Source organism: Alicyclobacillus sacchari (assembly GCF_004366795.1).
GTDB lineage: Bacteria > Bacillota > Bacilli > Alicyclobacillales > Alicyclobacillaceae > Alicyclobacillus > Alicyclobacillus sacchari.
In genome coordinates this window covers 254,335-278,709 of sequence record NZ_SORF01000002.1, presented here as the reverse complement: position 1 = coordinate 278,709, position 24,375 = coordinate 254,335, and the positions used below count along the sequence as shown (strand labels likewise).

Annotated in this window: 24 protein-coding genes; 21 read left to right on the top strand and 3 right to left on the bottom strand. The window is 57.4% G+C overall.

Features of this window, described 5'->3' with window-relative positions:
* The first annotated feature begins 97 nt into the window (after positions 1–97).
* The 13 genes from aroC to C7445_RS03440 all read left to right on the top strand — a co-directional run bounded on the left by aroC (position 98) and on the right by C7445_RS03440 (position 13,234).
* Positions 98–1,255: a chorismate synthase gene (gene aroC / locus C7445_RS03500; RefSeq protein ID WP_166668969.1), complete on the top strand. Its 1,158-nt coding sequence runs from the start codon at positions 98–100 to the stop codon at positions 1,253–1,255.
* Complete coding sequence (aroB, locus tag C7445_RS03495) at positions 1,252–2,346, top strand: 3-dehydroquinate synthase (protein ID WP_134158645.1); 1,095 nt, start codon at positions 1,252–1,254, stop codon at positions 2,344–2,346. The genes aroC and aroB overlap by 4 nt, the downstream gene beginning before the upstream one ends.
* Positions 2,343–2,711: a chorismate mutase gene (gene aroH / locus C7445_RS03490; RefSeq protein WP_134158644.1), complete on the top strand. Its 369-nt coding sequence runs from the start codon at positions 2,343–2,345 to the stop codon at positions 2,709–2,711. The genes aroB and aroH overlap by 4 nt, the downstream gene beginning before the upstream one ends.
* Positions 2,712–2,883: 172 nt before the next feature.
* Complete coding sequence (gene trpD / locus C7445_RS03485; RefSeq protein ID WP_134158643.1) at positions 2,884–3,933, top strand: anthranilate phosphoribosyltransferase; 1,050 nt, start codon at positions 2,884–2,886, stop codon at positions 3,931–3,933.
* 1 nt (position 3,934) lies between these two features.
* Positions 3,935–4,744: an indole-3-glycerol phosphate synthase TrpC gene (gene trpC, locus C7445_RS03480; RefSeq protein WP_134158642.1), complete on the top strand. Its 810-nt coding sequence runs from the start codon at positions 3,935–3,937 to the stop codon at positions 4,742–4,744.
* Positions 4,741–5,424 carry a phosphoribosylanthranilate isomerase gene (locus tag C7445_RS03475; RefSeq protein WP_134158641.1) on the top strand — a complete coding sequence of 228 codons (684 nt, stop codon included), beginning with the start codon at positions 4,741–4,743 and terminating at the stop codon, positions 5,422–5,424. The genes trpC and C7445_RS03475 overlap by 4 nt, the downstream gene beginning before the upstream one ends.
* The gene (gene trpB, locus C7445_RS03470) at positions 5,414–6,631 is read left to right on the top strand and encodes a tryptophan synthase subunit beta (RefSeq protein ID WP_134158710.1); all 1,218 of its coding nucleotides are present in this window, start codon (positions 5,414–5,416) and stop codon (positions 6,629–6,631) included. Before C7445_RS03475 ends, trpB begins: the two co-directional genes overlap by 11 nt.
* A complete protein-coding gene (trpA, locus tag C7445_RS03465; RefSeq protein ID WP_134158640.1) occupies positions 6,615–7,409 on the top strand; it encodes a tryptophan synthase subunit alpha in 795 nt (264 codons plus the stop codon). Before trpB ends, trpA begins: the two co-directional genes overlap by 17 nt.
* A gap of 106 nt (positions 7,410–7,515) precedes the next feature.
* Positions 7,516–8,547, top strand: a complete 1,032-nt coding sequence (gene aroF / locus C7445_RS03460; RefSeq protein ID WP_134158639.1) for a 3-deoxy-7-phosphoheptulonate synthase — start codon at positions 7,516–7,518, stop codon at positions 8,545–8,547.
* Positions 8,548–9,429, top strand: a complete 882-nt coding sequence (locus C7445_RS03455) for a prephenate dehydrogenase (protein ID WP_243834911.1) — start codon at positions 8,548–8,550, stop codon at positions 9,427–9,429.
* Positions 9,430–9,653: 224 nt separating this feature from the next.
* A complete protein-coding gene (locus tag C7445_RS03450) occupies positions 9,654–11,132 on the top strand; it encodes a DEAD/DEAH box helicase family protein (protein ID WP_134158638.1) in 1,479 nt (492 codons plus the stop codon).
* A complete protein-coding gene (locus C7445_RS03445) occupies positions 11,123–12,508 on the top strand; it encodes a helicase-associated domain-containing protein (RefSeq protein WP_134158637.1) in 1,386 nt (461 codons plus the stop codon). The genes C7445_RS03450 and C7445_RS03445 overlap by 10 nt, the downstream gene beginning before the upstream one ends.
* A gap of 153 nt (positions 12,509–12,661) precedes the next feature.
* Positions 12,662–13,234 carry a YpiB family protein gene (locus tag C7445_RS03440; RefSeq protein WP_134158636.1) on the top strand — a complete coding sequence of 191 codons (573 nt, stop codon included), beginning with the start codon at positions 12,662–12,664 and terminating at the stop codon, positions 13,232–13,234.
* A 110-nt stretch (positions 13,235–13,344) separates the two neighbouring features.
* Here the strand turns inward: C7445_RS03440 and C7445_RS03435 are convergent, their stop codons facing one another.
* Entirely contained in the window at positions 13,345–14,217 is an 873-nt protein-coding gene (locus C7445_RS03435) for a YitT family protein (RefSeq protein WP_134158635.1), read from the bottom strand.
* An 81-nt stretch (positions 14,218–14,298) separates the two neighbouring features.
* Entirely contained in the window at positions 14,299–15,342 is a 1,044-nt protein-coding gene (locus tag C7445_RS03430; protein WP_134158634.1) for a YkvI family membrane protein, read from the bottom strand.
* A gap of 176 nt (positions 15,343–15,518) precedes the next feature.
* On the opposite strand from C7445_RS03430, the gene C7445_RS03425 reads away from it, so the two are divergent.
* Positions 15,519–16,328 carry an undecaprenyl-diphosphate phosphatase gene (locus C7445_RS03425; protein WP_134158633.1) on the top strand — a complete coding sequence of 270 codons (810 nt, stop codon included), beginning with the start codon at positions 15,519–15,521 and terminating at the stop codon, positions 16,326–16,328.
* Positions 16,329–16,573: 245 nt separating this feature from the next.
* Here the strand turns inward: C7445_RS03425 and ylbJ are convergent, their stop codons facing one another.
* Positions 16,574–17,854, bottom strand: a complete 1,281-nt coding sequence (gene ylbJ, locus C7445_RS03420; RefSeq protein ID WP_243834920.1) for a sporulation integral membrane protein YlbJ — start codon at positions 17,852–17,854, stop codon at positions 16,574–16,576.
* Positions 17,855–17,981: 127 nt separating this feature from the next.
* On the opposite strand from ylbJ, the gene C7445_RS03415 reads away from it, so the two are divergent.
* The 7 genes from C7445_RS03415 (at position 17,982) to C7445_RS03385 (ending at position 24,337) form a co-directional block, all read left to right on the top strand.
* A complete protein-coding gene (locus tag C7445_RS03415; protein ID WP_134158631.1) occupies positions 17,982–18,314 on the top strand; it encodes a nucleotide pyrophosphohydrolase in 333 nt (110 codons plus the stop codon).
* A gap of 69 nt (positions 18,315–18,383) precedes the next feature.
* Positions 18,384–18,869, top strand: coding sequence for a hypothetical protein (locus C7445_RS03410; RefSeq protein WP_134158630.1), 486 nt, complete (start codon positions 18,384–18,386; stop codon positions 18,867–18,869).
* The gene (gene dapB, locus C7445_RS03405) at positions 18,862–19,539 is read left to right on the top strand and encodes a 4-hydroxy-tetrahydrodipicolinate reductase (protein WP_243834919.1); all 678 of its coding nucleotides are present in this window, start codon (positions 18,862–18,864) and stop codon (positions 19,537–19,539) included. Before C7445_RS03410 ends, dapB begins: the two co-directional genes overlap by 8 nt.
* 47 nt (positions 19,540–19,586) lie before the next feature.
* Positions 19,587–20,705 carry an N-acetyl-alpha-D-glucosaminyl L-malate synthase BshA gene (bshA, locus tag C7445_RS03400; protein WP_134158628.1) on the top strand — a complete coding sequence of 373 codons (1,119 nt, stop codon included), beginning with the start codon at positions 19,587–19,589 and terminating at the stop codon, positions 20,703–20,705.
* Entirely contained in the window at positions 20,702–21,964 is a 1,263-nt protein-coding gene (locus tag C7445_RS03395; RefSeq protein WP_134158627.1) for a CCA tRNA nucleotidyltransferase, read from the top strand. Before bshA ends, C7445_RS03395 begins: the two co-directional genes overlap by 4 nt.
* Positions 21,954–22,958, top strand: coding sequence for a biotin--[acetyl-CoA-carboxylase] ligase (locus C7445_RS03390; protein WP_134158626.1), 1,005 nt, complete (start codon positions 21,954–21,956; stop codon positions 22,956–22,958). Before C7445_RS03395 ends, C7445_RS03390 begins: the two co-directional genes overlap by 11 nt.
* Positions 22,959–23,032: 74 nt before the next feature.
* On the top strand, positions 23,033–24,337 hold the full coding sequence (locus C7445_RS03385) for a tetratricopeptide repeat protein (protein ID WP_166668967.1): 1,305 nt from the start codon (positions 23,033–23,035) through the stop codon (positions 24,335–24,337).
* The last annotated feature ends 38 nt before the right edge of the window (positions 24,338–24,375 follow it).

Sequence of the window (24,375 nt, the reverse complement as noted above, 5' to 3'; positions counted from 1 at the left end):
CGAAAGTTCCGCCTGTGCCAAGGCATGTATGGTATACTACCTCTAATTCGCAGAGACAGGCGCGTATGGGAGAGCGCTGGAAGTGGAGGGGCAGCCTTTGCTACGTTATTTGTCGGCCGGAGAATCACACGGCCCTGAATTGACGATTGTTGTCGATGGTTTTCCGAGCAATGTACCCGTGTCCAAGGAGAAAATTGACGAACAATTGCGACGACGCCAAATGGGGTATGGGCGCGGATTTCGACAGCAAATTGAGACAGACACGGTGGAAGTCACCAGCGGCATCCGCTTTGGCAATACGCTCGGCACGCCGATTACCATGGTCGTCGCCAACCGCGATTTTAAAAATTGGACGGATCGCATGGCACCGTTTGGCGAGAAGCCGGAAGACTTGAAAGAAATCTACCGTCCGCGGCCAGGCCATGCCGACTTGGCTGGGGCGATTAAGTATGATCACGAGGATATTCGCAACGTCTTGGAACGGGCGAGCGCGCGCAATACCGCAACGATTGTCGCGGCTGGCGCATTGGCGAAGCAGCTCTTGGAACAATTCGGCATTCTTGTTACCGCGCACGTGGTCGAGTTGTGCGATGTGAAAGCCACACAGCTGCCGGACAGCCTTGAGGCGCTCATGAACGCAGCAGACAGCTCGGAGGTGCGCTGTGCGGATCCGGACGCTTCACAACGGATGATCCAAAAGATCGACGAAGCGAAGGCAAACGGGGATACAGTTGGGGGTATCTTTGAAGTCATCGTCCGCGGTTGTCCGATTGGACTTGGCAGTTATGCCATGCCGGATCGGAAGCTTGACGGCAGATTGGCTGGTGCCTTGATGAGCATTCAGGCGATCAAAGGTGTGGAGATTGGGCTTGGATTCGAGGCGGCACGCAGGATGGGTTCGCAGGTTCACGATCCGATTCTGCACGACGGGCAGCGCTATCTGCGGTCGTCCAACGGAGCTGGCGGTCTTGAGGGCGGGGTCACCAATGGTCAAGACATCGTTGTGCGCGTCGCCATGAAACCTATCTCCACGTTGTATAAGCCGCTGCCCAGCGTCAATATGAAGACGAAAGAGGCAGAACTGGCCGCCATCGAGCGTTCCGACTATTGCGCGCTGCCCGCGGCGTCTGTTGTCGGTGAAAATGTCGTCGCATGGGTGATTGCGGATGCGCTCATCGAGAAATTGGGCGGCGATTCACTCGAACAAATGAAAGACAATTGGGCGCAATACCAAGCGCGCGTGAGCCGGCGATGAGGACACTTACGATTGTCAGCGAGCGGCACACGTATCCCGTCCTCGTCGGCGCCGGTGCCTTGTCACAGTTGCCTTGGGCGCTTTCCGAGGCGGGCCTGGATGAGCGCCGGATCGCAGTGATTACAGATGACACGGTGCGCCAACAGCCCATCGCGCAGGAATTGGCCCACGTCTTGGAGCAAAGTTCGTACGACTACTCGTTTGTCGTGATACCAGCGGGTGATGCCCACAAGTCACTGGATACGGCTGTCTACGTGTATGGCGAACTCTTGACGATGGGCTTTCGCCGGGGTGACGTGATCGTGGCGCTTGGCGGCGGTGTTGTTGGCGATCTCGCTGGTTTTGTCGCGGCGACGTATATGCGAGGCGTACCGTTCATCCAAGTGCCGACCACCTTGCTCGCTCACGACAGTGCGCTTGGCGGTAAGGTTGGCGTCAACTTGCCTCAGGGGAAAAACCTCGTTGGCGCGTTTTATCCGCCGAAAACGGTCGTGTTTGACACAAGGGCACTGTTGTCTCTGCCAGAGCGGCAATGGGTAAACGGCATGGCGGAAGTCATTAAACATGCGCTCATTGGCGATGCCAACCTGTTTGCGGCTCTGGAGGCGCAGCCTCTGCGCGAGTGTCCAGATCCGACGTTCCTTGAGCCGATTTTGGCGGATGCGATGCAGGTGAAGGTCAACGTCGTCAATGCGGATGAGCACGAAGCAGGACTGCGTCAAGTGTTAAATGTCGGTCACACGATTGGCCACGCCATTGAACAATGTTCCCATTACGAATTGGGGCATGGCGAAGCGATTGCCATCGGCCTTGTGCTGGAAGCGGATCTCGCCGTGATGCGGGGCATGTTGACGATGGAAGCGCGGGATCGACTGGTGCAGTTACTGCGTGCACATGGCTTGCCGATCCGCCCACAAGAACGGGACTTTGCAGAGATTGCGAAGCGGATCCAGGTGGATAAGAAGCACGGTCGCCGCGGTTGGACGTTCGCGTTGCCGCAGGCCATTGGCCGCGTGGAAGTCGTGACAGATATCGAAGAAGACGAGGTGCGCCGCGTCTACGAACGCGCGTTCGAGGGGGAGAATGCATGAAGGTACGGGGTTTGCGCGGAGCGACCACGGTCAAACACAATGACCGCGAAGAGATTTGGCGAGCCACGAAGGAACTGATGGAAGAAATCGTCCGCCTGAACGATATCGATGTCGACGATGTGGCGAGCGTCGTCCTGACGATGACCTCCGATTTGAATGCGGCATTTCCCGCGCTTGCGGTTCGGCAATTGCCAGGGTGGCAGTGGGTTCCGCTGATGTGTGCCCGCGAGATCGAAGTGCCGGGGGCACTACCTCGCAGCATTCGCGTCTTGGTGCATCTGAACACGGATAAAGCGCAAGACGAACTGATTCACGTCTATCTCGGAGAAGCTGTACAACTGCGTCCCGATCTCGCAACCAAGTAAGTGGGACCAGCCTTCTTGTGCCAGGCGTTTGCCGGTTGACGGAGGGCGGTTCGGTCGCTACCATGTCTATAACAGATCGATTGGCCGTTGGGCAGTCGAGTAGAGTGAGTTGAGATGAGTAGGCGTCGGTGACGCAGGTTGCCGGTGTCCGAGTTGAGAGGAGATATGGAAAGTGAATGATGCAGTGCAAACTGCGTTACGCACCGTCATTGCGGGCCAGACGCTCGACGTGACGGCGGCGGACGCGTTCATGAATGAATGGATGCATGGCCGCGTGACACAGGCGCAAGCTGCTGCCTTGGTCAGTGTCATGGCGGCTCGTGGTGAACAACCTTCCGAAATCGCAGGATTTGCGCGGGCCATGCGTCGGCACGCGTTGCACATCACGGCCCCTGCCAATGCCATTGATACGTGTGGAACCGGCGGTGATGGTCGTGACACGTTTAATATTTCGACCACAGTTGCATTGATTGCCGCGGCAGCAGGTGTTCCTGTCGCCAAACATGGCAATCGAGCTGCTTCGAGCCGCAGTGGCAGCGCCGACGTGTTGCAGGCCTTGGGTGCCGAGATCGAGTTGTCTATCGAGGCTTGTGAGCGCCTGCTCGCCGAGACGAACATCTGCTTCCTCTTTGCTCAAATCTTTCACCCCGCGATGAAATATGCTGCTCAAGTTCGTCGGGAACTTGGGTTTCGAACGATTTTTAATATCTTAGGTCCATTGACCAACCCTGCAAACGCTCGACGCCAGGTTCTCGGTGTATTTAAACCAAGCCTTGTGCCGACCGTAGCGGATGCGCTGTTAGAACTAGGAGCCGAACACGCTTTGGTCGTGCACGGCCACGGCGGTTTGGACGAGTTGTCGCTCGCAGGACCGACACAAGTGGCTGAGGTCAGGGACGGGCGGATCGAAGTGTACACCGTCACGCCTGAAGACGTTGGACTTGAAAGTGCCCCAGTGTCTTCCATTACGGGGGGGACTCCCGCCGAGAACGCTGACATCATTCGCAAGATACTGCAGGGGATGAAGGGACCCAAGCGCGACGTCGTGCTGCTGAATGCGGGTGCGGCTTTATACGTGGGTGGCAAGGCGGCGAGTATCAAGGAAGGCGTCGACCTGGCGGCACGGCTTGTCGATGGTGGCGACGCTCTTGCGAAACTGGATCAGTTTGTGGCGGGCACGCAGGCTCTTGCGCAATCTGTGCAAGCGGGAGAGGTGCACTAACATGGCGACTATCTTGGACAGAATTTTGGAGACCAAGCGGCGGGAAATTGCGCAGTTGCGGATCGCGGCCAGTACGGGCGCGCTCGTGCGCACGCGAACGGCACCGTATCGTTCCCTGCGGCAGCGGCTCGTCGAACGCGAAAATTTGGGTGTTATTGCCGAAATCAAACGAAAAAGCCCGTCTAAGGGCACCATTCAAACACAGGTCGATCCGATTGCGCGCGCACGAGTGTACGAGCGGGCTGGAGCGGCCGCCATTTCGGTGCTGACGGATCGAGAATACTTTCAGGGCACGATCGACGATTTGCGGGCGGTCCGCGAATGTATTTCCGTTCCCGTGCTGCGCAAGGATTTTATCATCGATGAATTGCAGATCGACGAGGCGGTAGGAGCTGGAGCCGACGTCGTCTTGTTAATTGCGGCGGCAATGCCCCCGGCGAGGCTGTCAGAACTCTCCGCATATGCCCAGGCGCAAGGTCTCGAGGTGTTGTTGGAGGTTCACGATCCGGCCGAGGTAGAGGCGGCGCTGGCGGCAAAGCCAAGCATACTTGGCATTAACAATCGCGATTTGCGCACGTTTGAAGTCGACTTGGGTGTATCGGAAGCCATTTTGCGGGAACTGCCGACAGATGTCGTCGCCATCGCCGAGAGCGGAGTTTTTGGCCTTGCCGACGCAAGTCGCATGGCAGCAGCCGGCGCTCGTGGCATTCTTGTCGGCGAGTTGCTTATGCGGCATGCCAACCTTGAGGACGTTGCGGCGTGCTTGTCGGAGTTGCAGGTGTCATATGACCGCCTGGGGAACGCCAGATGAGTACACGACCCTGTGTCAAAATCTGTGGTTTGCTTCCTGGGGATGATGTGACGTTTGCGAGCGATCCTGTGATTACACACGTGGGTTTTGTGATGGTACCAGCCTCCCGGCGTTTCGTGTCGGCGGAGGCCGCTGCAGTCATGGTGGAACAGGTTCGGAACCAGGTGCAGACGGTGGGCGTGTTTTCGGATGCGGATTTCGATTCGGCTTTGGCGGCCGTCCGCGCTGCGCATCTTGATGTTGCGCAATTACACGGAAGTGAGTCGGTTGAACTGTGCAACAGCTTGAAAAGCGCAGGATGCAAGGTTTGGAAGTCCGTCCCTGTACCACTGGTACAACCGGATCGCACAGCTATACTGGAAGCTTGTGAACGATATATGCCGGTTGTCGATGCAATCTTGCTCGACGCCAAACCGCCACGGGACGGCGTGAGCGGTTTGACGGGAGGGAACGGTGTCGCCTTTGATTGGACCATCCTGGCCGATGTATGTGCGGCTCTTGACGGCTTTCCATTGTGGGTGGCAGGTGGCATTGCACCGGAGAATGTCCACGCATTGTTTCGTTCCTGTAGACCGTATGGGATTGATCTGTCGTCCGGGGTCGAGACGGATGGGCGTAAAGACGTGAAGCGGATTGCGCAATTGATAAAGGCGGTGGCGAGCATTGAGTATGCAAAATAACTACGCATTTCCCGACCCCAACGGCCGCTATGGGCAGTTTGGCGGGCGGTATGTGCCGGAGACGCTGATGTCGGCTTTATTGCAATTGGAGCAGGACTACTTGCGTTTGCGCGCCGATGCGTCGTTTCAAACGGAATTGGCATATTACCTAAAACAGTACGCAGGGCGTCCCACACCCTTGTACTTTGCCGAGCGGCTGACCGAATACCTGGGTGGTCCGAAGATCTATTTAAAGCGAGAGGATTTGAACCATACCGGAGCACACAAGATCAACAACGCCATCGGCCAAGGGTTGCTTGCATTGCGCACCGGCAAGCGGCGAATCATCGCAGAGACGGGAGCTGGGCAGCACGGGGTTGCGTCCGCGACCATCGCGGCGCGATTTGGCCTCGAGTGTACGGTGTTCATGGGCGAAGAAGACATGAGGCGCCAGGCCCTCAACGTATTTCGTATGCGTATGCTGGGTGCAGAAGTCGTCCCGGCGATGAGCGGTACGCGCACGCTGAAGGATGCGACGAACGAAGCGATTCGGCATTGGGTTTCGCACGTCGATGACACGCATTACGTCATCGGCTCAGTTGTGGGGCCACACCCTTATCCGCAGATTGTCCGTGACTTTCAACGCGTGATCGGCGATGAGACCAAAGAGCAAATCCTCGAGCAAGAAGGACGGTTGCCCGATACCGTCGTCGCCTGTGTCGGTGGCGGTAGCAACGCGATGGGCATGTTTTTCCCATTCGTCGAGGACACACAAGTGCAACTGATTGGCACAGAGGCGGCCGGACATGGCATCCATACGGAACACCACGCGGCGAGCATCAACAAAGGGCGTCCAGGCGTCCTGCACGGCGCGAAGACCATGCTTCTCCAGGACGAGTACGGTCAGGTGACCCCTGCGCACTCGATCTCGGCCGGACTGGACTATCCAGGTATCGGCCCTGAGCACGCGCATTTTGCGCAGAGTGGGCGGGCTGTCTACGTTCCGGTGACCGACGAAGAAGCCTTGGCGGCGTTCTACCTATTATCCAAGTTGGAAGGCATCATCCCGGCGCTTGAGAGCGCGCATGCCATCGCGTACGTGGTTCGTGAGGCGCAACGTATGCAAAAGGACGACATTGTTGTCATTTGTCTCTCGGGACGCGGCGACAAAGATGTCGAGCAGGTAGCGCAAATGGAAGGAGGGCTCGCCAATGGAGCGAATTCGTGATGCGTTTGCAGCCCTTGGCTCAAACAAGGCGTTAATTCCGTTTATCGTTGCTGGCGATCCCGATTATGATCAGTCATTTGCGATTGCCAGGGCTATTTTGGCATCGGGTGCAGACATGCTCGAAATTGGTTTTCCGTATTCCGATCCGTTGGCCGATGGCCCGGTCATCCAGGCTGCTGCCCTGCGTAGTTTGAATCGTGGGTGTCAGCTCCCAGACTGTTTCCGACTGGTGCGGGATCTGCGCAGCGAGACAAACAAGCCGCTCATCGCGTTTACCTACGTCAATCCCCTGATGCAGTACGGCGCAACGCGGTTTTTCGCTGAACTTGCGCAGGCAGGGGGAGATGGCGTGATCGTGCCGGACGTACCGCTTGAGGAGGCCCCTGAACTTGCAAGAGTTGCGGCGGATCAGGGGATTGCATGGATACCCCTCGTTGCCCCGACGTCAGGAGAAGAGCGCATTCAGGCGATCGCGCAACAGGCACGTGGCTTTGTCTATTGCGTGTCGTCGCTTGGTGTTACCGGCGAACGCAGCTCCATTTCCACCCAAGTGGAGTCGTTGGTGCAGGCCGTCAAGCGCCATACGAGCTTACCTGCCTGTGTCGGCTTTGGCGTCAGTACGCCAGACCACGTGCGTGAAATCGCCGGTTATGCGGACGGCGTGATCGTCGGGAGCGCGTACGTTCGTCGGATAGGAGACGCCGCAAGCGGCGACGGGGATGCCGTCGAGATGGTGACTCGCTTCACGGAGAGCTTGAAGGATGCGTGCCGTGCCTGATCCGTGCGGTTAACCATTGTCCATCTCGCGAAACGTATGATAGACTTTTCAAACAATTATGTATGCAGTTGTGCTGAAGGCGCGCGATTGCGAGGGAGAGAGAACCATGATTATCGTGATGAAGGAAGGCGCGTCGAAGTCTGAAATCGAGCGCGTCATGCAACTGTTACAGAGTAAGGGTCTCGGGGCGCACCTTTCGGAGGGTGCGGAAATGACGGTGATTGGTGTCATCGGGCAAAAGGAAAAGGTGCGGGAACTGGGCGTCGAGGGTTTGCCAGGTGTCGAAAAGGTCGTCTCAGTGAGCTATCCGTTCAAACTGGCCAGCCGGCCGTTCCATCCAGATAACACGACAATTGAAATATTGGGCCATGTCGTGGGGGGGGATGAGCCGACAATCATTGCCGGTCCCTGTTCCGTCGAGTCCAAGGAAGGCCTGATTGAGATTGCGCAAGAAATCAAGGCCAGCGGTGCCCACATGTTGCGCGGCGGCGCATTTAAGCCGCGGTCGTCTCCGTATTCTTTTCAAGGGCTTGGCGAGGAAGGTCTGAAATATCTGGCCGCCGCGCGCGAGGCGACAGGGTTGGCGGTAGTATCCGAGGTCATGGAGCCGGGCTTGGTCGATCTCGTCGCCGACTACGTCGACGTGTTGCAAATTGGGGCCCGCAACATGCAAAATTACGCATTGTTGAAGGCAGTCGGCAAGACGGATCGCCCGGTCCTGCTCAAACGTGGTTTTTCCAACACCATCGAAGAGTGGCTGATGTCGGCAGAGTACATTTTGTCTGAAGGCAATCCGAACGTCATTTTGTGTGAACGAGGCATTCGCACATTTGAAACCTACACCCGCAATACGTTAGACTTAAACGCCATTCCTGTCGTACAGCACCTTTCGCATCTGCCTGTGCTTGTCGATCCGAGCCATGGCATTGGCCATTCGCGCTATGTGACAGCCATGGCCCGTGCTGGTGTGGCTGCTGGTGCGGCAGGCGTGATCGTCGAGGTCCACAAGAAACCGGAAGAAGCATGGTCGGACGGCAACCAAACCATCACGCTCGAAGAGTTTGATCGCTTGGCAAAGCAGGTTCGAGATACGCACCGTTTGGTTCGCGAATATCAACTGGAAGCGAGCCGGAGCTGAGTGAACAATCAATTTAGACGCGTGTTGGTGATTGGGGCGGGGCTGATTGGAACATCCATGGCCCTCGCCCTTCGCCGTGCCAGCGGAAATATTTTGATAGATGCCGTCGAAGGGCAGGATGGATACCGCCGCGAGGCGCAACGAGTAGGGGTCTTCGACAGCGTATGGCCGGATATCACGGCTGTACAACAGGACTATGAGCTTGCCGTCTTGGCGATTCCGGCGCGAGCGGCCTGCAGCCTGGCGGACTCGGTCAGCGAAGTGGCGGAATGGACAATGGATGTCTGCAGCATCAAGCGGCCCATCGTCGAAGTCTTTTCGCGGATCGCGGCAAAGGGCAGGCGCTGCGTGCCGACGCATCCGATGGCAGGAAAAGCAAAAGGAGGTCCCGGCGCCGCCGAAGCCGATCTTTTCAGGGGGCGCCCGTGGCTGTTTCTGGAGACCCATCCAGCACCGCTGCAATTGGAGCAGATGGTGGCAGAACTGGGTGCCGTTCCAACCTATGTTCACTCCGCCGACGATCACGACCGCAACCTAGCCTATCTCAGCCACGGTATCCATCTGACTTCTCTGTCCGCGATGCAGGCGGCAACCGGAGTGGAGATTGATGTGGCTGCCAGGATCGCGGGACCAGCGTTTTGGGATATCACGCGGCTCGCAGCTTCCCCGAGCGGGTTTTGGATCGATACGCTCTTGGATAACCGCGATTTTGTGTTGGAATACTTAGGGGGCCTACAGGTCGAGATTCAGCGGTTTGTTCGCGCACTGCAGGCGGCGGATGAGGAGTTGTTGCGCGATTTGCTGGATCAAGCGCGCGGATCGCGCGAGGGTGTGGAGGGCGCGAGGGCTCGCCACAAGGCTGCAACAGAAACTAGCGATTAACTGAAAAAACGCTGTAAATGTGGTATTGACAGCGTTTACAGACGGGTGTATTCTTATAGCCGAAGGGTGTTATGTTCTGATTTCTCTCCACTCCTAGCAGAATCTCCTGTTTGGGAATCCGTGAAAGCGGATTCCCCCTTTTTTTTGTCCCCACGGATGCATACATCTTCTTGTTTGCAAAATCCTAAGCTTGTATACAGTCCAAATATGACCAGGAGGATGACATGGTTGTCTATCCGCAGGCGGATGGTCGATTGTACGTCTCCCGTTCGGCTGATCCTGCAGGCCGATTGGAGGTTGACGTTTTGCCCATCGCGATGGACGATTTTGCCCAACCCATTCAGGTGTTCGACGATGTAACCGTCTACCAACTTTCTCCTTTGCGGTTGCGAGAACTGGCTCGCAGCGGCCGATCCGCCGTCGAAGTACTGCGGTACCTGCGCCAGATTGCCCAGGCCCCCGTACCGATTCAGGTGCAACGCACCATTATCGCGGAAATGGCGGCGGGATCGGTCGCAGCGCCTGCACTCACCGCTGCGATGACGGCATCTCCGGGCGATGTCGCGATCGCTTTGCGCCAGGACAAACAACTGCGTGCATACCAGCAGCGGGCCGTTGAGGCATTTTGCAGCGGCCCGGCAAACGGCGTGATCGCAATGCCCTGTGGCGCTGGTAAGACGGTGGTTGGCACGGCGATTCTCGCGGCCTTGCGCATGCCAGCGTTGATTCTAGCGCCGAATGAAGCCGCATGTGCGCAGTGGAAGCAACACCTGCTTGCGTGGACAACGCTCTCCGAGCGCGATCTCGACGTGCACGCCGATGAGCCAAACAAACCCGTCGCGATCGCCACGTATGCACGCCTGGTCGCGCGCGATCGGCGAGGACAGATGCGTCGCTTGGACAGCTATCGGCAACGGAGTTTCGGATTGGTGATTTACGACGAAGTGCACGCGCTGCCAGCCAGATGGTTCCGCTTGACAGCCGAACTTGCTGGCACGCGCAAGCTTGGGCTGAGTGCGACGCTCGTTCGGGAAGACGGCCGCGCCGGGGATGTGCTCTCACTCGTTGGACCTGTTGTGTTTCAGATGCAAGCGCGCGATCTGACCGAGGCAGGACATCTGGCGCCAGTCCGTTGCTTCGAAGTCCGGGTGCCACTTGCGGGGCGCGAAAGGCAGGACTATGAACGAGGCAGTGCGGCGGACAAGCATCGAATTGCGGCACAAAATGCGTGCAAGTTGGAAGCCGTCGAGCAGATCTGTGCGCGGCATCGTGGAGAGCGCACCTTGGTGATGGGGTATTACACGTCCCCGCTGCACGATCTTGCGAAGCGACTGTGCGCCCCCATCATTGATGGACGCACCCCCGCTGCCGAACGCCTGCGCCTTTATGGCGAATTTCGCGCGGGTCGTATGCCTGTCCTGATCGTCTCAAGGGTGGCGAATGTGGCCATCGACCTGCCAGCGGCGACGGTCGCTGTACAAATATCGGGCTTATTTGGTTCTCGTCAGGAAGAGGCGCAACGGCTTGGACGGATTCTCCGTCCGAACGGCAAGCGGGCGGTGTTCTACTCTCTTGTGAGCGATGACACGGTGGAGGTCAAACGCGCTTTTCACCGTCAGAGTTACCTAGTTGAACAAGGATACAGCTATGAAATTCTCGCGATCGATGAACTGTACAAGGGAGGCTGGAGCCTATGCGACTGAGTGAGTGCCTAAATCATGCTTCCATTTCAACGTTGCAAGCCATTGCCCGGAGCTTGCAGCTATCGTGCACGATGTACTCGAAGCTCGATCTCGTGCAGTCGATTTTGGAGTCGCTGCGAAATCCTCTATGTCTGGCCGAACAATTCGACAGGTGGCACGAAGAATGGGGCGTTTCGCTCAGGCGGATCGCCTTGCATAGACGCAACACGTTTGCCAAGGAGGAAATGGAATATCTCCTGGCGTTTGCTGGCGACGATACATCCCACTGTCTCAAGCGGGCTTTATCGCAAGGCTGGTTGTTTTTGCAAAACGACTCTCCGCGTCGGCACAGTTACATCGTCCCCAAGGATATGCAAATCGCTTTGCGGGAACATTTCCATCGCCACTGGCGCGGTGAGATTCAGGTACGTGGGGACGATCCGCTCGTGCAAGTGGATGAAGGAATGGCGGCGCTCAACGATCTGCACACCTTGTTACAGTACGTGCAACAGCGCGACGTGCGATTGACGGCGAGCGGAGCCATGTATAAACGGCACGTGCTACAGTTGATGGAACTCTTTGAGGTCGAGGAGCCCACCGAGCTGCCACAATGGCGGTTTGGCTATGGGCGCCGCACGTACGATTACCCGGATCGCCTCGCGCTGCTGTACGACTTCGCCTATGACGAAGGGATGGTCGTCGAGCGCCAAGATGAACGGTTGACCGTCGATCCCGCTCGCCTGTCCGATTTTCTCTCGCTGGGACGCAAGGCACAATTGCGAAGGCTGTTGCAGTTTTATATGCGGACGTATCGGCGTCCCATCCCGCGCCTCTACGATATCATCGCGACCATCTTGCTGCTGGCGGACGACTGGACTTCAAGCGCCTCCCTGTACGCGGTTTGTGCACCGCAGGTGAAAGCCTTCTATTACGACGAACCGAAGGACGTGTGGGATAAGCGAATCGTGAAGATGTTAATCCACCTGGGCGTGGCGAGACTTGGATATGATGACGAATCGGGGGAGCGATGGTTTCAAATCACGAAACTCGGTCAAGAATTACTAACACAGGACGAAGCCGATTTGCCAGACGAGCTAACTTACCAGCAAGCGGCTCTGGTTGTGCAGCCTAACTTTGAGATCGTCGTGATGCTGCCAGATGCCCGCATGGAGGCTCAAATTGCCGAATTTGCGGAGTTGAAGAGCAGCGGGGCACTGCGCGTTTATCGCATCCTCGACAGGACGGTCGAACGAGGCTTGTCGCTTGGGCGAGATTTCGAGGCGTGGCGTGCGTTGTTGGCCACGCGTGGGATGGCACCGATACCTGCCAACGTCGACCGCATGCTCGCGGAGTGGGGGGGACGAGGAGGTATCCATGCGGCCGGGATCGGCTCGTAAATGGCCACGGCACTTTTGCAAACTCGTGAAAAAGCGACGAGTGCAGGAAAAGAAGGCAAAGCCACCGAATAGAATGAACAAACAATTCTTAAGTTTGCTGGTGCTGCTCGCTGGACGCTTCGGAGACTTCGTGAAGCAGGGAGGAGAATGGCTATGGGAACCATCGTGACCGTTGCTGAAAAGAAACATTTTCTGCGCTGGTTTCTGGCCAATTACGATTTGCAAAGTCGTGAGGCGGAAATGCTGCTGCGCTATATGATGACGCGTGAAAACGTGTTGCAACGCGTTCATTTCGTCGATAACTTCCGTCACTTTTCGCGCGTCATCGTCGTCTCGACAACGTGTGTGCATGTCGCTCCTTTCCGCTACTATCGCCGCAATAAGCCGGTGACAACCGACGTAGAACAGGCGTTTATGGATCTGTATCAGCACCCAGATGAAGACATCTATGTAGGACTATTCTTCAAAGACCGTTCATCCTGCCCTGAGTTTGCGTCGGTTCTCGAAGAACCTGTGCGCACCGACATGGACCCGGCGATTCGCGAAATGCTGTCCTTGCAGGCCGAGTGGGTCATTGACCAGGCCTTGCGCGCACACCGCCGGGAGGAATTAATGCGCGCAGTCGACGACGCGCTGGACTCTGGCGACCGGGCGGCGTTTCTCATCGCAAGCCAGCGCCTCATCGCTTTTGACCAAGGCGAGCTGACAGCCGCTACATCTTTTTAACGTATTGTGATAAAACGACATCCGTGCCATGCAGGTGTCCGGCGGCAGCTGGACACCTTTTTCGTGATCATCCGGCACTTGCTGCGAACGGCTGACGCTACAGCTACTTGTTAAAACAATTTGCGGCGGCGGCGCGAGATCGACGAGGGTTCGCTGTCGTATGTAAAGCCTTCTCCGAGCACTTCGTGCACAGGGTTCACGGTCACGAACGCAGTTGGATCGATCATGGAGATAATTCGTTGTACGCGCATCACTTCTTCGCGCGACACGACACAATAGATGACCTGTCGGGCAGTGCCCGTGTAGCCGCCGCGCGCCTGCAGTAACGTTGTACCGCGATCCAACTGTTTGTGAATTTCGTCGGCAATTTCCTCGTGTTTGTCCGACACAATCATGACCGCCCGTCCACTCGAAGCCCCTTCAATAACGAAATCGATCACGCGGCTTGACACAAACAACGCGACCAATGAGTACATCGCGACTTCCTTGCCGATGATCACCATGACAAGCAGAATGACGATAAAGTCGATGGCAAAGAGCGTTTTGCCCATGCCCAGCCCTCGGTAATGGCGAAGGATGCGCGCGATGATGTCGGAACCGCCGGTCGTTCCGCCCGTGCGAAAGATGAGGCCAAGGCCAATTCCTGTAATCACGCCGGCGTAGAGCGCGGCGAGTAGTGGGTCGTGTGTCGGCACTTGGAGACGCCTCGTCGCTTCACTAAATACCGACACACCAATGACCCCGAGTGCCGTTTTGAGGACGAATTCATGCCCGAACAAGCGCCACGCGACGATGAGCAACGGAATGTTCAAGATGAAGAACGACACGCCAACCTGAATATGCAACTTGTACAAGAGCAGCAACGAGACACCGACGAAGCCGCCTTCCGCGAGGTGGTTGGCGACAAGAAAGCCATTAAGACCTAGGGAATAAATGAATGCGCCAAGGACAATCATGAACCATTGGATCGATTTTTGAACCATCCTCTGGACTCCTTTGATACATCGCTCGTCACCGAGACAATGTCACCCGAGTTCCATGGTATTATACGGGTTTGGGGCAATTTACCGCAATCGCACACGCGCAATGATCAGCATGGTCAAGAACCAGAGCGAGATCCAGCCGAATGCGGTATACGCATATGCAACGATGGCGCGGAAGCCGAAGTGGCTCAACAGTCCTGCCACGACAAGCGTGACAAGACTTGCCAGCAATACTTGACGGCGCGATCGCGCGATGGTGGCCGCCATGCTGTAGATGTTGCCGACGAGAGTCGAGTATATTTCCCCAAAGAGGACGGCGATGAACAGGGCTGTCAGCCATGTCGGAAACTGCGCGGCAATATAGCCCATCGGAATGGCGTATGCACGAATCCCGGGCATGTAGGCGAACAGGCAGAAGGCGACACAGGCAAGTAGACCGCCTAATCCAAGTGCCCCAAGCAGGGCTCCTTGCGAGAGCACTTTGCGGGAGCGGATTTGGCCCCCTAACGGAACGAGTACTCCAATGGACAAACCGATGTTCAACGCGGCGTACAGCAGTGCGTTTACCCATACCGGCAGCCCGAATTGGTTCGCGATTCCCGGTGGGTGCAACGCATGTGCAAAGCCGTCTCCGTACATGGCAGTGTGTAGCGTGACAAACAGGACAAACGCCGTCAGCGACGGTACGATAAAGCTATTGACTTTCAGCAACCCATTCATGCCAAACATCATCGTCCACATCGTGACCACGATGCCAACTGCCACGCCGAACGAAAACGGCAGGCCAAGGCGTTCGCGAAACAGTTCTCCTGTGCCTGCGAGCATGGCCACGGTTGTGCCAAACAACATCATCAAAACCACGCCGTCCATCGCCTGTGCAAGCCGCGGCGGGAACACGTAGGTGGTCAGATCGCGAAATGATTGGGCGCCGAGTTTTGCGCCCAAGGCCATCAAACGATAACCCAGCCAAGCGAACAGGAGGGTGACAAGCCCGATGGATGCGTAGGCGACAATGCCGTACTGCGCGAAAAATTGGTAGATTTCCCGCCCCGAAGCAAAGCCCGCACCTACGACCGTGCCAATGTATACGCATGCAACCTGCAAGGTCAGCCATCGCGATCGCATTGTCCATCCCTCCCAAATCCTTCTGCATGTATATGGACACACTCGCAGAATCATGACCTCGTGGACATGTTCCAAGCGGGCCGCCAATATACATCTACTGCGTGTCCAAGCCTGGGCGGGTTGGACCGAATAGACCGTACATTCGCGCTGCGGCGGCGCGCAAGGAGGATGTTGGGATGACCGCACTTCAAGCAGTGATCATGGGAATTGTGCAAGGGATCACGGAATTTTTGCCCATCAGCAGTTCCGGCCATATTGTCTTGTTTGAAAAACTGATGCACGTGCAAGTGGAACAGGATACCTTGTTCATCCTGCTTCTGCACATCGGAACGTTGGCGGCAGTGGCATACGCAATGCGCAAAGAGGTCATTTGGTTGTGGAAGCATCCGAGGTCTCGCGTGACGTGGATGGTGCTGGTGGCGTTGCTGCCAACTGCCGTGATTGGAGCACTGTGTGAAGAATGGTTTGACAACCTGTTTGAGTCGGGCGTGACGATTGGTCTCGAATTCGTGGTCACGGGCATCATCTTGTGGTGGATCGACTCCATTCAGGCCGGGCCAAAGACGGAGTCGTCGATGTCACTGGCCGACAGCCTTTGGATCGGCACACTGCAGGGCATCGCGATTTTGCCAGCACTATCCCGTTCCGGGTTGACCATCGCCGGCGGATTGTGGCGCGGAATGGACCGCATGGCAGCGACACGTTTTTCCTTCTTGTTGTCGATCCCGGCGATTCTCGGTGGCACACTGGTCAAGCTGGATGATATTGTCGAGGCACCTGCGCAGGCGTTGAACTTGCCGTGGGGGGAAATGCTTTTGGGCGCACTGGCGGCGGCGGTCGCAGGGTATTTTTCCGTTCGCTGGACGACGTGGTTGGTGGCGCGTTGCAAAATGCGCGTGTTCGCCGTGTACACGTTCGCCATTGCGGCTTTCATTCTATACGATCAGTTGGTCGGTCACCGCTGGTTTCCGCCGCTTTTGCACTAAGTATACACGGCATCCGTGGCCAGGCAGGCGAACCTGGGGAAAATCTCCCTAGGTTCGCCTTTCGCTGCGCGATGGTGCGCTGGCGCACGCGGATCCTGAGCGTGTGGCTTTACGTCCAAGTGTTCCGCTTTTTACGCTTGAATAGCCATGCGAAAACCGGCGACTCGTCACCTGAGCGCCGGTTTCGTATGCGGATGCTGTTTCAGTGCAACGCGTTGGACGTGTTGTTTGGTGCGCTTGGCAGATTACTTGATGCGTGCGTAAAAGCGGATGATGCGCAGGCGCTTTGCCATTGCGAAGACAAACGAGCACGCAAGCAAGACGACCAATCCTATCAACCACAGAGATAGGCCAGACGATGCAATTTGCCAAAACGAGTGCGTTCCTTCCGCCGTCATGACGGCCGTGCGCTCTGTCAGAGGGGCCATGGCGCGTGCGGCTTCGCGACCCATGCCAGACAGATAGAGAACAACCGTGATGAGCGCGGCAAGAAATGCGTGTAGAAAACGCGCGATAAAATACGGTTTCATGCGAATGTCGGTGTTGGTTAATACGCTTGCTACCTGCGCATGTACGCTCAGGCCACTCCAGGCGATAATGCCGCTGACAAGGGCGAGGCGCTGCAACAGCGGCGCATGGACGGCTGCGGCTTGGGCACTGCCGATGTCCAGTTCGAGCGCTCCAGCCAGGGTCGGTCCTACGAGCCCGCCGTGGATGTGGAATACGTGGTAAATCAGAGCGACCGGCCATCCGATCACGGCCATGATGCCGCTGATGTGAAGGATTTCGATGAGCACCGCGAAAAACACAATAAACCCGGAGATCATGAGAATGGTCTGGACCGACTCACTCACGGCATTGCCCAGCAGTTTGCCAAAAGGACGACCATCCTGTTCGCGCGCCGCCAACATTTCGTGGAACGCACGCACCAGGATGTTGCCTTTGGCGCGGATCTCCCCACGCTCCTGCACCTCTTTCAGATGCGTGGGATCCTTGCGGCCCCAAAACTTAAATGCCACGCCCACGAGAAAAGATGAAATATAGTGTGCCAGAGCGAGCAGACCGCCCAGGGCTGGCGACTTGAACATACCGACCGCGACCGCGCCAAACATAAACAGCGGATCGGCCGTGTTCGTGAAGGCAAGCAACCGCTCCCCTTCAATTCTTGTGCATTGGTTCGTCTCACGGAAGCGGGCGGTGATCACGGCGTCCATCGGGTAACCCGCGGCTAATCCCATGGACAGGGCGAACGCGCCAACGCCAGGAACGCTGAACAACGGACGCATGAGAGGTTCGAGTAACACGCCAAAGCCTCTTACCACGCCCAAGCCCAACAACAACTCGGAGACGATGAAAAACGGGAGTAGCGACGGGATGATAATCTCCCAACAGACTTTCAATCCTTCCATACCCGCTTCATAGCCTGCTTTCGGATAGACGACGAGGGCGAGCGTAAAGATGACAGCCATGGTCGCCAGGATGACCGTGAAAACTCGCCCCTTTTTTTCTTTGACCAAACGATTCACTCCTTCTTGGCAACCAGTCGGCATGCCGGGCTGGTCCAAAATCGTCCTTACATGCTTATGACAAGCAGGCACTTTTATGTTTGGGCAGGCTTGTCCGTTATAATGAAGAGTCAAGGGGGGAGGGACGATGCAACTGCAGGAAGTACAGACCCGCGTGGACGAGTACATCCGTCAATTTCGCGAAGGTTACTTTCAGCCGATGACGCTGGTTGTTCGGTTGGCCGAGGAGTTGGGCGAGCTGGCACGGGAGATCAACCATCACTATGGCGAGAAGCCAAAGAAGCAAGACGAACCGGAAGGCGATATCGCACTTGAATTGGGAGATCTGTTGTTCGTCCTTACCTGTCTTGCCAATAGGCTGGAGATCGACATGGAGAAGGCGTTTATGGCGGTCATGGAGAAGTTTGAAACGCGCGATAAAGATCGCTGGACGCGCATTGAGGATCCGAAACAGCTTTAACCAGCGGTTTTAGGCAGTGGTACACACCTTGTCCGGCATGCCTCCGTACGATGGACGGAGGTGATTTCCATGGACGAGAAGCGGTTTGTTCAATCGGCGTATGCGTACGTTTATCTAGGATTATATGACGCAGCGCTCGATGCGTTCGCACGCGCCATTTTGGCGAACCCAGGAAACCCGGAACTGTATTATCGCGGATCGATCACGGCACGTCGCAACGATCGATTGCGTTTGGCTGACCATTGGGCTAGAAAGGCCGCCCAGATTGCCGCAGGCAACCGATTCTACGCTGAGCACTGGCAATCTGTGCATGCGTCGCGGCTCGTTGCCGTCGCCCGCCGCGCCATCGTGCGGGGACGTCACGCTTGGGCCACTCGCTTACTCGCCCACGCAGCCGTGCTCGATCCGCTCAATCCAGAAGCGAGCCAGTTGCTCGCCACGGTTGGGGCTGATGCAAGACATGCTCCAATCAGTCATTCAGAGAGCGAGGAAAGAAGCTGTGACAGGGCATCCAATACGCGTCGCCATCGCCGGTGCGACGGGACGCATGGGTAGTACGGCGGTGCAGGCCATAACAGCAGCGGATGGTCTTGCCATCGCCGGTTTGCTTGTACATCGCGCGAGTGACGATGTACAAGCGCAATTGGAGAGGTTCGGGCAAGTTTATAGCGACCCGCAAACGCTCATTGATACGGAACAACCAGACGTCTGGCTGGATTTGACGACGCCAAGCGCTGTTGTGCAGCATGTCGATCTCGCCATCGCATCGAACGTCCGGCCAGTGGTCGGTGCGACTGGCTACAGTGACGCTGATATTGTGCGTTGGCAAGCAACGGCATCTAAGTCGTCACTTGGCGGGCTGATTTGCCCGAACTTCGCGATTGGCGCACTGTTGATGATGCGGTTTGCAAAAGAGGCCGCACACTGGATGGAGCGTGCGGAAATCATTGAACTTCACCACGCGCAAAAACTGGACATGCCATCTGGGACTTCGTTGCGCACACGAGACGCGATGGGCGTCGACTACGACGTGCCGATCCATAGTGTGCGCCTGCCTGGACTCGTTGCGCACCAGGAAGTGATATTCGGGGGCGTCGGTGAAACGTTGACGATTCGCCACGACTCGTTAAGTCGCGAAAGCTTTATGCCTGGCGTCATCCTCGCGTGTCGCAAGGTGATCGAGCTTAACCAGGTTCTCTATGGTCTGGAACACCTGCTTTGGTAGGTCCAACGGAGGAACCTCATCGCGGTCGAAGAAAAGGGGGGAGCGTTGTGCGGATCGGAATCAGTTGCTACCCAACGGTGGGTGGATCCGGTGCGGTTGCGACGGAGTTAGGCAAGGCTCTTGCCAAACGTGGACACGAGGTCCATTTCATCGTCACGGATATACCGTTTCGACTCGGCACGTTCGTGGAGCATGTCTACATACATCAGATGGATACGGTCACGTATCCTGTTTTGCGCACGCCGCCGTACGATTTCTCCTTGGCCGCATTGATGGCGAGGGTGATCGACGAATATCGATTGGACGTTCTTCACGCCCACTATGCGCTCCCGTTTGCCGTGTGTGCTCATCTGGCGCAGGAAATGGCCAACCATCCGGTCAAGGTGGTCACGACGCTACACGGCACGGATGTAACTGTTTTGGCTCAGGACACAAGCCTCAAACAGGTGATCAAGCTCGGTATCGAGCGAAGCGACGCGGTGACCGCCGTCAGTGAGAGTTTGATTGGACAGACGCGCGAACTGTTTGAGACCACCAAGGCGATTCGTTGCGTCTACAATTTTATCGATCCCGAGGTCTTCCAACCCAAGTGCGGGCAGTCGGTCCGAAGATCGCTCGCGCGACCGGGTGAGCGTGTGCTCTTACATATTTCAAACTTTCGCCCCGTCAAACGAATCCAAGACGTGATCGACGTCTTCGCGCGCGTGCAGGCACAGGTGCCCGCGCGGCTCGTGCTGGTCGGGGAAGGGCCGGAGTCCAATGAGGCGCGCGGCCAAGTCGAACGGCTAAACTTGGGAGATAAGGTGGACTTTCTCGGCAGGCAGGACGAGGTTGCTCCACTCGTCGCGGCTGCGGATTTACTCTTGCTGCCGTCCTCGAAGGAGAGCTTCGGCCTCGTCGCACTCGAAGCCATGGCTTGTCAAATTCCGGTCATTGGCACGTTTGCAGGCGGTATCCCGGAAGTCGTCTTGCACGGGCAGACTGGATTTTTATCAGCCGTTGGCGACGTGGACGAGATGGCGGCAAACGCCGTCCACCTCTTGACGGATGGAAATCTGTATCAACAATTCGCCGAAGCGGCGCGAAGACGTGCCATCGAACATTTTCATATCGCAGACAAAGTAGCAGAGTACGAACATCTCTACCGCGAGGTATGCAGTTCATGACAGACACGCGATGGCCTGTCCCCCCTGCCGTACAGCCAGTTCTCGCGGCGCTCGCCGCTGCCGGACACGACAGCTATCTGGTAGGGGGGGCGGTGCGCGATATTGTGCTGGGGCGCCTCCCACACGATCTCGACGTCGCGACAAGCGCCCGCCCGGAGGAGGTCAAACGCCTCTTTGACCACACCATCGACACGGGCATCCGCCACGGCACAGTGGCGGTTGGTACCAAAGATGGCTGGATTGAAGTGACGACGTTTCGTTCGGATGGTCCGTATCTCGACGGCAGGCGCCCGCAATACGTCGTGTTCGAAGGATGCTTGGAATCCGACTTGGCACGACGTGACTTTACCATGAACGCGATGGCGCTAACCATGAACGGCGAATTGCTCGATCCGTTTGGCGGGCTCAGAGACTTGCAGCGCGGCCGCTTGGCTTGCGTCGGCGATCCGCAGCGGCGGTTTCGCGAAGATGGACTGCGTCTGATGCGCGCTTTGCGCTTTGCGGTCACGTACGACCTCGATCTCGCCCCTTCGACCCAAACTGCCCTCTGGCAGGTATGCGATGCAATTCGCCCAGTCGCCAAAGAGCGCATCGGACAAGAGCTATTGCGGCTGCTTGAGGGCCCTTGGCATCGGCGAATCGATCTTTTGGCAACTTGCCCGCTATGGCAAGCCATCGGCGGCCCGCTCGCCGTGTTGTCGACGGCCATCGAAGCGGTTGGCAAACGGCTCAGAAAGGCGCGTGTGGACGCGGTCCCACCTACCGGTCTGGCAGCGCTCGCCTTGTGGTATGCCATGGTCGACGATGGCCCCGAGCACGTTTACCAAGCGGCACTGAAGTTTGCGTTAGGGCGGCGGCATGCCCTGTGGTTGCGCGCTGCCGCGACACTGATGCAACGGCTCTTGCGCGATCCAAACCAGGCATGGTCGGTCGAGGAACTGTTTGCCGCCGATCCCGAAGTTGCCAGAGCAGCCGCACGCGCATGTGCCTGGCTGTTTGCCGATACGCCGGACGTCGTTCGCGGCGCCTGGCGCGCCATCGAGGAGCAGCCGTTGTGGAGCTTGGCCGATCTCGCCGTGAGCGGGCGGGAATTGCAGGCGCTTGGTGCCGAGGGCCGGGAGATTGGGAGGTTGTTGCAGGATCTCAGCCAGGCGGTGCTTGCTCGTGAAGTCGCAAATGAGCGCGAAGTGTTGTTGGCGCGGGCGGATCGTGAACTCGCGCGGCTGCGTGCGGAAAGGGGAATCAGCCATGAACTTTGAGGAAAATCCCGTGCGGGATCGCCTGGTTGAGATGTTCGCAAAGGCATCGGGTCCCGTGTCGGGAGAGGAAATGAGCCACACTCTCGGGCTTTCGCGCACGGCCATCTGGAAACAGATCAAATCGCTTGAGCAGGTCGGTTTTGTATTCGCGGCGTCTCCCCGCGTTGGGTATCGTGCCGTCACCATTCCTGACGAACTGATGGCACCGCTCGTAGATCCTCATCTACCGCTCGCGGTTGCGTTCGGGCGGCCGTTGTTCTGGGCGGCTGAACGCGCATCGACGAACGCCACTGCGCTCGACTGGGCTGCCAAAGGCCTGCCGCATGGCGCTGTCGTAACGGCGGCCGTGCAGACCGGCGGCAAGGGCAGGCGCGAGCGATCCTGGGTGTCGCCGCAGGGCGGTATGTGGTTCAGCGTGCTCATACGCCAACCGTGTGCGCTCAATCAGGCACCCGATCTCACATTGCTCGCCAGTCTTGCCGTGCGACGAGCACTTGCCGAAATCGGTGTCCCTGCAGACATCAAATGGCCAAACGACATCTTGGTCGCTGGAAAAAAGGTTTGCGGCATTCTCGCGCAAATGCGAGCGGACGGGGAATGGGTCGATCACGCCGTGATTGGTATCGGCATCAACGCCAACTTTCCGGAAGAAAGGCTCCCGGCGGACATTCGACACCGCGCGACCACCATTTTCAGTGCGTGTGGTTTTGCCATAGAGCGGCCGCGCGTGCTTGCTACCATCCTGACGGAACTAGACAAGTTGTATCGGCTGCTTGCATCAGGTGAGGGGTTTGCAAGCGTCCGCGGCGAATGGCTAGCACATTGCGAGACGATGGGACGCAGTGTCGAAGTTGCGGTGGGCAACGAGATCGTGCGTGGGACGGCCATTGATGTCGATGATCAGGGAAGCCTGTTGGTCAAGCTTGCACATGGCGATGTGCGCCGCCTCCACAGCGGCGAGGTGCTGTTTTCCGAAAGCGAGCATCTGCGATGACCCTAGATGCGAGTTTGTGCATAATTGACGCCCCTTTACAGACGCTAGGCACAGTGGAACAAGGGGGAAGATCTGTGCATTATGTGGAGTTTGACGCCATTGTACAGGCGATCGCCGAACTGCGGACGCTGTTGCCGTCGGCGACGGGGCAACAGCGAGAGCAATTGATCGATGCCTTAGGATCGTTGCGCCAGTTGGCCAATCAGGCCCTTGACGCGTGGATGGAATTGGATGAATTGATTGAACAGACGTACGCAGATTTGAGCCTGTCGGAGCAGACCGCAAACGGCGTCAGTTGGTTCAGCGGCATGGCGATGGCGGACGATCTCGCAGCTTGGCAATTTTCTGAAGCCTGCGAACTGCGCAAGGGCCTCGCTTACTACGACCTCCACATGTTCGAGCAAGCGGCTCGATCCCTCGGCAAGGCGGTCGCACAAGAGGGCGACGAGTCTGCGGGCCTGCGCATCTATCTTGCGCTGAGTCATCTTGCCAACGGTCGCTTGGCAGAGGCAGAGACCATGTTGCTGGAAGCCGCAACACGAGTAGCAGATGTCATCGAACGACAGGCCGTACTCGAGGTTGGCGTGCAATTGGCCGCGACCAAGGGCGATTGGCAGTCAGCCATCGATCAGCTGTTCGATCTCCTTGACACCGACGCAGACAAGGCGGACACGTGGTACAACCTCGGCGTTTGCCACTTGCGGCTTCGCCAGTGGGCGTTCGCCCAACGCTGTTTTGCCCGTGCATATCAACGCCGCGAAGAACTCGAGTCGCTGCTCGGCTTGGCACTTGCGACCTTATTGGCTGGCGATCGCGAAGGCGCGGGCGACCTTTGTTCGCAAGTCGCGACGGCATCCGTGGAGTCCGCACGCCTTGTGCAATTGTTGTCCTCTTTGCTGATTGCCGCAGGGCGAAGGCAAGACGCCATAACGTTGGCACGGCGGTGCTTGCACGATCCAAGCGTCGCTGCAACGGGGTATTATCTGTTGGGACTGTGTGCTTTTGCCGATGGCGAGATCGGGCGTGCATCCTCTTTCTGTAAACAATGTTTAACACTGGAGAGAAACCGCGACGATGCCGCGATGATGCTCGCCGTCTGCGCGTACTTGCAAGGAGGAGAAGCGCGGGCAGAAGCCATCATGCAAGGACAGCTCATGCGCCGAAACCAATTTCCTCCTGTTGTTTCTTTACTTGCAGGGCGGCTTGCGATGCGTCGCGGGCGAATTGAGGAGGCCGAGATGTTTTTCGAACAAGTGGTGGCCTCGCCTCACGCCACGTCACGTATGCTCGCTCGCCGTTATCAGCAGATGTTGGCTCGTGAAAAAGAGCCCTTGGTTGGTGAAGGTTCTGCAAAACAGCAATCGGTGCCAATCCGTTGAGCGTTGTGTCCAAGCCCAGACCGGTTTGCTACAATAGG

Excerpts from the sequence above, each read along its gene's own strand:
- trpA (WP_134158640.1), top strand. The coding sequence starts at position 6,615 with ATGGAGCGAATTCGTGATGCGTTTGCAGCCCTTGGCTCAAACAAGGCG.
- C7445_RS03445 (WP_134158637.1), top strand. The coding sequence starts at position 11,123 with ATGCGACTGAGTGAGTGCCTAAATCATGCTTCCATTTCAACGTTGCAA.
- C7445_RS03450 (WP_134158638.1), top strand. The coding sequence starts at position 9,654 with ATGGTTGTCTATCCGCAGGCGGATGGTCGATTGTACGTCTCCCGTTCG.
- C7445_RS03415 (WP_134158631.1), top strand. The coding sequence starts at position 17,982 with ATGCAACTGCAGGAAGTACAGACCCGCGTGGACGAGTACATCCGTCAA.
- dapB (WP_243834919.1), top strand. The coding sequence starts at position 18,862 with ATGGGTAGTACGGCGGTGCAGGCCATAACAGCAGCGGATGGTCTTGCC.
- C7445_RS03390 (WP_134158626.1), top strand. The coding sequence starts at position 21,954 with ATGAACTTTGAGGAAAATCCCGTGCGGGATCGCCTGGTTGAGATGTTC.
- aroH (WP_134158644.1), top strand. The coding sequence starts at position 2,343 with ATGAAGGTACGGGGTTTGCGCGGAGCGACCACGGTCAAACACAATGAC.
- trpB (WP_134158710.1), top strand. The coding sequence starts at position 5,414 with ATGCAAAATAACTACGCATTTCCCGACCCCAACGGCCGCTATGGGCAG.
- trpC (WP_134158642.1), top strand. The coding sequence starts at position 3,935 with ATGGCGACTATCTTGGACAGAATTTTGGAGACCAAGCGGCGGGAAATT.
- C7445_RS03425 (WP_134158633.1), top strand. The coding sequence starts at position 15,519 with ATGACCGCACTTCAAGCAGTGATCATGGGAATTGTGCAAGGGATCACG.
- C7445_RS03435 (WP_134158635.1), bottom strand. The coding sequence starts at position 14,217 with ATGGTTCAAAAATCGATCCAATGGTTCATGATTGTCCTTGGCGCATTC.
- C7445_RS03440 (WP_134158636.1), top strand. The coding sequence starts at position 12,662 with ATGGGAACCATCGTGACCGTTGCTGAAAAGAAACATTTTCTGCGCTGG.
- C7445_RS03430 (WP_134158634.1), bottom strand. The coding sequence starts at position 15,342 with ATGCGATCGCGATGGCTGACCTTGCAGGTTGCATGCGTATACATTGGC.
- aroB (WP_134158645.1), top strand. The coding sequence starts at position 1,252 with ATGAGGACACTTACGATTGTCAGCGAGCGGCACACGTATCCCGTCCTC.
- aroF (WP_134158639.1), top strand. The coding sequence starts at position 7,516 with ATGATTATCGTGATGAAGGAAGGCGCGTCGAAGTCTGAAATCGAGCGC.
- C7445_RS03395 (WP_134158627.1), top strand. The coding sequence starts at position 20,702 with ATGACAGACACGCGATGGCCTGTCCCCCCTGCCGTACAGCCAGTTCTC.
- C7445_RS03475 (WP_134158641.1), top strand. The coding sequence starts at position 4,741 with ATGAGTACACGACCCTGTGTCAAAATCTGTGGTTTGCTTCCTGGGGAT.
- C7445_RS03410 (WP_134158630.1), top strand. The coding sequence starts at position 18,384 with ATGGACGAGAAGCGGTTTGTTCAATCGGCGTATGCGTACGTTTATCTA.